Genomic DNA, 6882 nt, shown 5'->3' on the forward strand with positions numbered 1-6882 from the left:
CAGCCATCATGACGTGGGGTAAGAACAGTTTACCTCTCTCGAACATAACGCCCACTTCGTTCATACCTGCTGCAAGACCTTTTTCAATGATCTCAGCAGGGGCGATACCCTGGCCTTTTGCCTTGTTGACAGCAGCGACCACGACATCCTTTTTACAGGAAATAATGGCATCTGCTAATTCCTTGAACATTTCTTCTTTGCTCATTTTTATACCTCTTTCTGAATGTTTGTTCCCTCTTTTGCTATAATCGGAGAGAGGGCATCCCGTGCATAATCTAAATTCACAGTACACTACCCTGATATTTTTGCTATAAAAACAAAAAGTGAAAGCTATTGCAGGTTTAATATCGTTTTAATGATATACACCTATAGCTTTCATGTACTGCAGATAAACTGTTCGATCTTAGAACTTTGATACGAAGGTCCTGGCTTGCCACAAAGCCAACAGAGCTACTATCAAGATCACTACCATCCAAAGGATATCTGCGGCAGGAAGATATGAATTTACCCAGTATCCATTGTATGCTTCCATTGCGACTTCAGTTTGTACCATTTCAACTCCTCCTTAAACATATACAAGACACACATTAGATGCCCTGATCTTTCCGAAGTCTGTGATCGCATATTTGTGAAGAAGGAAACCCTTTTTGTAGATCCCTTCATCATCGACTTTGCTTTCGATACCTTTTAGCATACCTCCTGAAGCCAGTTCGATGAGATCGAAGTTTATCGAATCTCTATAGAAGTCTCCAGTGAGGTTGTATTCCTTCTGTATCTTCTGTACGATCTCATAATTCCAATGAGGTTGCTCATCACTGAACAATTCCAGCATTCTGAACTTGATTGGACTATTTCCGGCCATTTCACTCACCTCTCAGAGATTCGAGACCACTGGTGTCTTCAGAGAACATAGTGAAACTGCCTGCAAGACAGAATGCACCTCCCAACAACAGGGTCCATGAAGGAATATCCCCGCAGAATAGGATTATAAAGAGCACAGCGAAAAGTCCGTAGAGGTTTCCTATACCCTGTCCTCTTCCAACTCCTATGAGCGGGAATGATTTGTACCAGGTAACATAGCAAAAACCGAATGTTATGCCTGCAAATATAAGTACCATCATTGTAAGTGGTTCAAATGCAAGCAGAGCGTATTTTACCATTGGGAATCCGGCAATAGCAAGCAAGGGTACTGCAATTATCCACCAGATGATATTTTCTCCCAGGAAACGCAGGGTAAGTCCAACATCCGGTTCTGCAACATCCAGACCTTTTCCGGCTATGGCACCTTCAATACCCCAGCCGACTGCCGCCATCAAGCCACCAATATATCCTATCCAGGGAACATTACCGCTACCCAGTTCCGAAAACAATCCGCCACCAAAGATCACAAAACCGCCGACGATGATAAAGAAAATCCCAATTGCTGCCCGCTTGCTGATCTTTTCACCGTACCACTGGGATGCAAGGATGGAACCCACTACAGGATACATCAAAGCTGCAACAGCTGCAAAAGCGCCACCTACAAAACCCATTGCAATGAAGGAACCCAGAATAGCTATAGGTCCACCGAATATAGAGGCCAAAAAGAACCATTTTGAACAGGGTTTGAATGCCTTGAGAGTTCTCTTCATCTCACCGAACTTCCCAAGGGCACCATTCCATACCATAAGTGCAAGTATAACAGTCAAAGCATTGAATGCCGTGATCAACACAGCAGTTATGATCAAAGCCATACTATCGCCGCTTCCAGCAGCGATCTCACCATACATTTCATCGAAAGGATTTAGTACCCATACAACTGTACCGGGAAGATACCACAGACCCCAGAGCACAGCACAGAAAAGAGCCCACATGTATCCATATTTAACTCGTCTTTTATGTTCGAGTTTTCTTAAATCTTGCAGATCCATATTTTTCCTCCTTCTTTTACTGGCAGGTTTATCCGCCAGACTTCATATTGAGATTAGGTTCAATTACTCTCATCATAGCGCTCAGAACCGTATGATGAAAAGATGATTTTGATACCATTCCCCTTTTCTTCTTGTATCTACTTCAACCACCCATAGTTGAAGGAGTCGGGGTGTATGGAGAGTACACCCCTCATTTGGATTTAGACCCCGATCTAAAGGGGTTAGAACAAAGCCTTAAGCTTCGTTACTGCGTCTGCTGCATTTTCGGCGTAGATGTCTGCACCGATCTTAGTTGCCCAATCCTGAGTAACAGGTGCGCCACCGACCATTGTCTTGACGTTTGCGCGCAAACCTGCTTCTTTGAGCTGTTCTTCGACCTGCATCTGGTTGACCATCGTGGTCGTCATCAGAGCAGAAGTTGCAACTACGTTGGGTTTGACTTCAGAGGCTTTACTGACTATGTCTTTGATCGCAACGTCCCTTCCAAGGTCTACAACCTTGAAGCCTGCGATCTTAAGCATGGTAGCAACTATGTCCTTGCCGATGGAGTGGATGTCACCCTCAATTGTACAAATAAGGACTGTACCTCTGTTTTTGGACTCTGAGCCCAGTTTTTCCAGTGCAGGTGTCAACACTTTTACACCGGCGCTCATCGCTTCGGATGCTGCGATGACGTGAGGCAGGAATAAAACACCTGCTTCGAACTGGTCGCCCACTTCTGTCATTGCAGATGTGAACCCATCCTGGATAAGCTCTGCCGGATTGATTCCTGCTTTAAGTGCCTCATTAGCTACTTCCTCGGCTGCCTCTTCATCGAAGTCAAGGATCGCTGCCTTTGCTTTTGCAATAATTTCTGCTTTTGTTGCCATTGATAATCCTCCATTTTAATTCTATGAAATCACAGGCTGTCCCTGAATGCTTTGTCGGCCTTGTCTACGATGGCCTTCATGTCCTTCAGCAGATCTGCATCTATTGGTGTGACCTCGTGGTTCTTCATCACATCGACTACCTTTTCATGTGCTACTGTTGCCAGATCCTTTGAACCTGCTGCTGCCCAGTCTCCGTACATCAGCCTGTTGATCAGTGTTGGGTTGGATGGGAGATCGATGTTCTTTCTTGTGGTCTTGTGTGCAAGGAAGTTGTTTCCAATTCCTACCTGCTGGATAGCTTCCACCGCAAGCGTTTCCTCAGATACTGGAATACCCTGCATTGCCTTCTTTGTCATGGAGATCATATCGTTGTCAAAGACAAGCTGCTCCATAGAGAAGGTCATACCGAGCTCAAGCATACCTGCACCATATAGGGTGTTTGCACCGGACAGGGCTGGCAACAACGTTGTCATGGTCTTCTCGTGACCTGCCTGACCGTCTGGTATCTTGGAATCGGACTACGAGCCAGCCACGTATGTGGGTAGACCATAGTATTGTCCAAGTTTTGCTACTCCAGCACTGATAAGTCCAAGCTCTGGGGAACCTACTGGTGCTGTACCTTTCTTAAGATCGAACGTGGTTGTAGAACTGCCGTACCATACGGGAGCTCCTGGTTGAGTGAGTTGAGCCAGTACGATACCTGAAAGAACCTCTGCATTGTGAGTTACCAGTGTGCCTGCAAGATGAACAGGAGATGAACCGCCAGCCATTGCCATGCTCAGTACGTTAACAGGCATGCCAAACTTTGCACCCTTCATGATGACCTGACATGCATTGGAGCTGAGCTCAAGTGGACTTGTTGGACAAACCAGCATTGAGAAAAGAGGCTTCTTACGGAATTCTTCGTCATCTCCACCATAGTATGCCTGTACGATATCTCTGTAATATTCTACATGTTCACCGACTGGGTCTATGTGATGGAAGTGCTTTGTGGTGTTCATCAGAGGAGTAAGTGTCTCGTGAACATCCTGCATACCCTTGCCTGCCCAATCCCTGGCGGAAACTGCAAGTGAATAATAGTCTATGTTCTCTGCCCAGTCCACAAGCTTTGCAGTTGCTGCAACATCAGCTTCTGTGGAGTCAACTGTTTCGTACTTTCCTGGTGCTTTGTAGTTGCACATCTTGACACCAGTACCGAAACATGTCCAGTGGACCTTACCTTTATGTTCCTGTACTACTTTTTTCTTAGGGTCGCGTCCATATAGTGCAAACCTGGATGGGCAGTCCTGAAGTGCTCTGTTAACAACATATTCAGGGATCTTGACAACCTGGGTCTTCTCATCTACCTGGCATCCGGCTTTCTTGAAAACAGCCCTTGCATCAGCATCTGATACCTGGATACCGGGGTTCATAAACACATCCATAGTGGCGTAGTGAAGTGCTCTCAGATCTTCGCTGGAGAACAATTCTAACTTCACACCGTCCAGCATTTCTCTTCCTGGATAATAGTGGTTTACCATATTCTTTCCTCCTTACTTCAGTCATGCATGCCAAATGTTGGGTATCTGTACGTACAGATGTCTGGCTTGCATTGATCCTTGCTCATGGCACTTCTTTTTAGGTATATATATTTTTCTCTAAATTGTGTTATTTATAGTTTTTGGTAAAAAACAAATTAATCACCATATTTAAAGATTGTGGGGAAATGAAGGAGAATTGCACACGTATAAAATGTATAAAAAAAGAGATGTATTCTTTATGGGTATTGATGTTCTTAGGGAGATATATTTAATGGAAAAGCACAACTATAAATAAATACCGCTTGTTACTTAACTAAATTCTTTATTTACAGGGAGGATAAAGAGAAATACCTTTGATAAAAAAGCCTTCGTACATTGTTTCTTGTGTCCCCCCATAAAAAAGGCAGTTAATAACTTCGAAAAACACCCTTAATTTTTTGATAGAACTACTAGTTCCTATGCGCAGGGAACTATATGCCTTATATAAATATAGTGGCTGTTCTCTGTCAATAAGCCACATTATATGAGAAATCTAATTCACAGGTTCCTCAAAGGATAATCTGGATATTCCAATCAGAGCTTCTCTACCATACCATTTTCCCACAAAGAACTTAGTGTCGGCAGATATAAATTTATGATCTTTGCTCATAAGAGGCACATAACATCTTGAAGAATTACCTGAAATGAGCCCCTCTATATCAATGCTCTCAAGCACTTCCTTTTCTTTACCAGGAGGGAACAGTTCCAGAAAATCCATTTTATCCAGGTCTTTTTTGGAATACTGTAGATATTTCTGCAAAGCATGGTTAGTATGGATTACCAAGCCACCCATATCCATTATAAATATCAGGTCATCCATAGTATCAAAAAGATTTTGCAGCCCATTATGATCTTTTTTGACCAGATTTCCCTCTCTGAAACGGGTTACGATCACTCCTAACTGGCCCGCAATCGTATCGATAACATTTCTGGAATTGGCAGGTATCTCCAGTTCCCTATGTGAACCGATTATTATTGCAGCAACAAGCTTGTCATTATAGTGCACTGGAATGAAACCCATTGCCTGTAAACCTTCATAATCAAGATTTTCCTTGATCATGGCACTTATTTCAGAGAAATGCTTGTACACAGGATAGCCAGTAGTGAAAAGTTTTGCTTGAATAGTATTAGCATCAAAATGGCTGATGTTAGCCGCGAACTTTTCTGACAGACCCCTATAAGCCATAAGCTCAAAATAGCCTTGTGAACCATCCACTAAGTATATAGCTCCACAGTCTATAGCTTTGATCTGAAGAACAAAATCCAGTGTCTTTTCAAACATATCCTGTAAATTGTCTTCTGAACTGGATCCACCATCGAAATCAGATTCAACTTGGACAAAATTATTTGCTTGTTTGCGCTCGGTGATATCAACTATTATTCCCTGCAGAAAATCAATATCCCCATGTTGATCATGATGGATAAGTGTTCTTTCATCCACCCATCTCACTTCACCTGACTTTGTAAGGATCCTGTATTCTTGACTGAAATCTGAATATCCCTCTTTATAGCACCTATCTACCTCTCTGCGTACTTTTTCGAGGTCTGCAGGATGTATAATGTCACCGTAGATCTTTTTACCTGTTAGGAAATCGTCTACCGCATAGCCAAAGCGTTCGATGTTCTTTGAAACAAATTCTACTGGCCAATCTTTTTCAGGCCTCCACATAAAAACAAGTGCAGGACTATCATTGATCACGGATTCCAAGACCTTAAGTATCCTGCGGGTCTCGAGAATTTCCTCATCAGCAAGCTTACGCTGTATAAGTTTCCACATCCCATCAAATAGCAGCGTGATCTGCCTTACATCGGAGCTGTCATATTCTTCGGGCTTATTGACCACGATGGCAACAGCAACTACCTGATCTCCATCCATCACTGGTATGTTGATATAGCGATTGATCTTGCCCTCCAGATTAGGTTTTATTCCTTTGATAGGCCCGGGTCCTGATGAATGGTTATTAACTATGGGTTCTCTTTCTCTAATTGCTTCCCCCCACATACCTGCAGAATTTACAGGATAAGTCCAGGGTTTTTTCTCATGGTTTGTTTTCTGAACAGGCCATTCATACATTTCAAGGTTATTATCATCCTCTTTTAGCAGACCAAGATAACCGATCTCACTATGTGTTAGCCTTACAGCTTTTTCTATTGCAAACTCAATGATCTCTGAAACAGAGGAATTGCCCCTCTGATGCAACTCAAGAAGTGCCTCCAGACGTGCTTCATTTAGGTGTATCCTTTCTTCGGTTCCTTGAAGCTCACTTACATCCTGGATCAATCCAAGTCCTCCTATCAAGGAACCATTTTCAGATATTATAGGAGAAAATCCTGCTTTTATAACAGATCTCTTTCCGGTAGGGGAAGTATATTCACCTTCATAATGACCAGACTCACCCAAAAAAACAAGGTCAATAGCAGCTTTTAAAGGTCCATCTTCTATATATTTGAGCAGATTGATACCCAATATTTTATTTTTTGGCTCCGATATAATTTTTGCACAAAAGCTATTACAGTTAACAATTGTGCTGTTCTCATCAAAAC

6 protein-coding genes and 1 pseudogene are annotated in these 6882 nt (G+C 42.8%); all 7 read right to left on the reverse strand.

What is annotated here, in order from left to right:
- On the reverse strand, positions 1-205 hold a 205-nt coding region (locus AB7U21_RS09205; RefSeq protein ID WP_428388502.1), incomplete at its 3' end, for a B12-binding domain-containing protein.
- A 198-nt stretch (positions 206-403) separates the two neighbouring features.
- Positions 404-553 (reverse strand): hypothetical protein, encoded by a 150-nt coding sequence (locus AB7U21_RS09210; RefSeq protein WP_428388504.1) that lies wholly within the window; start codon positions 551-553, stop codon positions 404-406.
- 12 nt (positions 554-565) lie between these two features.
- Positions 566-862, reverse strand: coding sequence for a hypothetical protein (locus AB7U21_RS09215; RefSeq protein ID WP_428388507.1), 297 nt, complete (start codon positions 860-862; stop codon positions 566-568).
- A 1-nt stretch (position 863) separates the two neighbouring features.
- Positions 864-1910 carry an EamA family transporter gene (locus tag AB7U21_RS09220; RefSeq protein WP_428388510.1) on the reverse strand — a complete coding sequence of 349 codons (1047 nt, stop codon included), beginning with the start codon at positions 1908-1910 and terminating at the stop codon, positions 864-866.
- Positions 1911-2131: 221 nt separating this feature from the next.
- The gene (locus AB7U21_RS09225) at positions 2132-2779 is read right to left on the reverse strand and encodes a methyltransferase cognate corrinoid protein (RefSeq protein ID WP_333787911.1); all 648 of its coding nucleotides are present in this window, start codon (positions 2777-2779) and stop codon (positions 2132-2134) included.
- A 29-nt stretch (positions 2780-2808) separates the two neighbouring features.
- Positions 2809-4299, reverse strand: a pseudogene (gene mttB / locus AB7U21_RS09230) ([trimethylamine--corrinoid protein] Co-methyltransferase).
- A 532-nt stretch (positions 4300-4831) separates the two neighbouring features.
- The coding region (locus tag AB7U21_RS09235) for a GAF domain-containing protein (RefSeq protein WP_428388512.1) at positions 4832-6882 on the reverse strand (2051 nt) is incomplete at its 5' end.

Source organism: Methanomethylovorans sp., assembly GCF_050177135.1.
Taxonomy (GTDB): Archaea; Halobacteriota; Methanosarcinia; order Methanosarcinales; family Methanosarcinaceae; genus Methanomethylovorans.

What these genes read in the sequence shown, in the direction of transcription:
- AB7U21_RS09210 (WP_428388504.1), bottom strand. Translation starts at nt 553, where the DNA reads ATGGTACAAACTGAAGTCGCAATGGAAGCATACAATGGATACTGGGTA.
- AB7U21_RS09225 (WP_333787911.1), bottom strand. Translation starts at nt 2,779, where the DNA reads ATGGCAACAAAAGCAGAAATTATTGCAAAAGCAAAGGCAGCGATCCTT.
- AB7U21_RS09215 (WP_428388507.1), bottom strand. Translation starts at nt 862, where the DNA reads ATGGCCGGAAATAGTCCAATCAAGTTCAGAATGCTGGAATTGTTCAGT.
- AB7U21_RS09220 (WP_428388510.1), bottom strand. Translation starts at nt 1,910, where the DNA reads ATGGATCTGCAAGATTTAAGAAAACTCGAACATAAAAGACGAGTTAAA.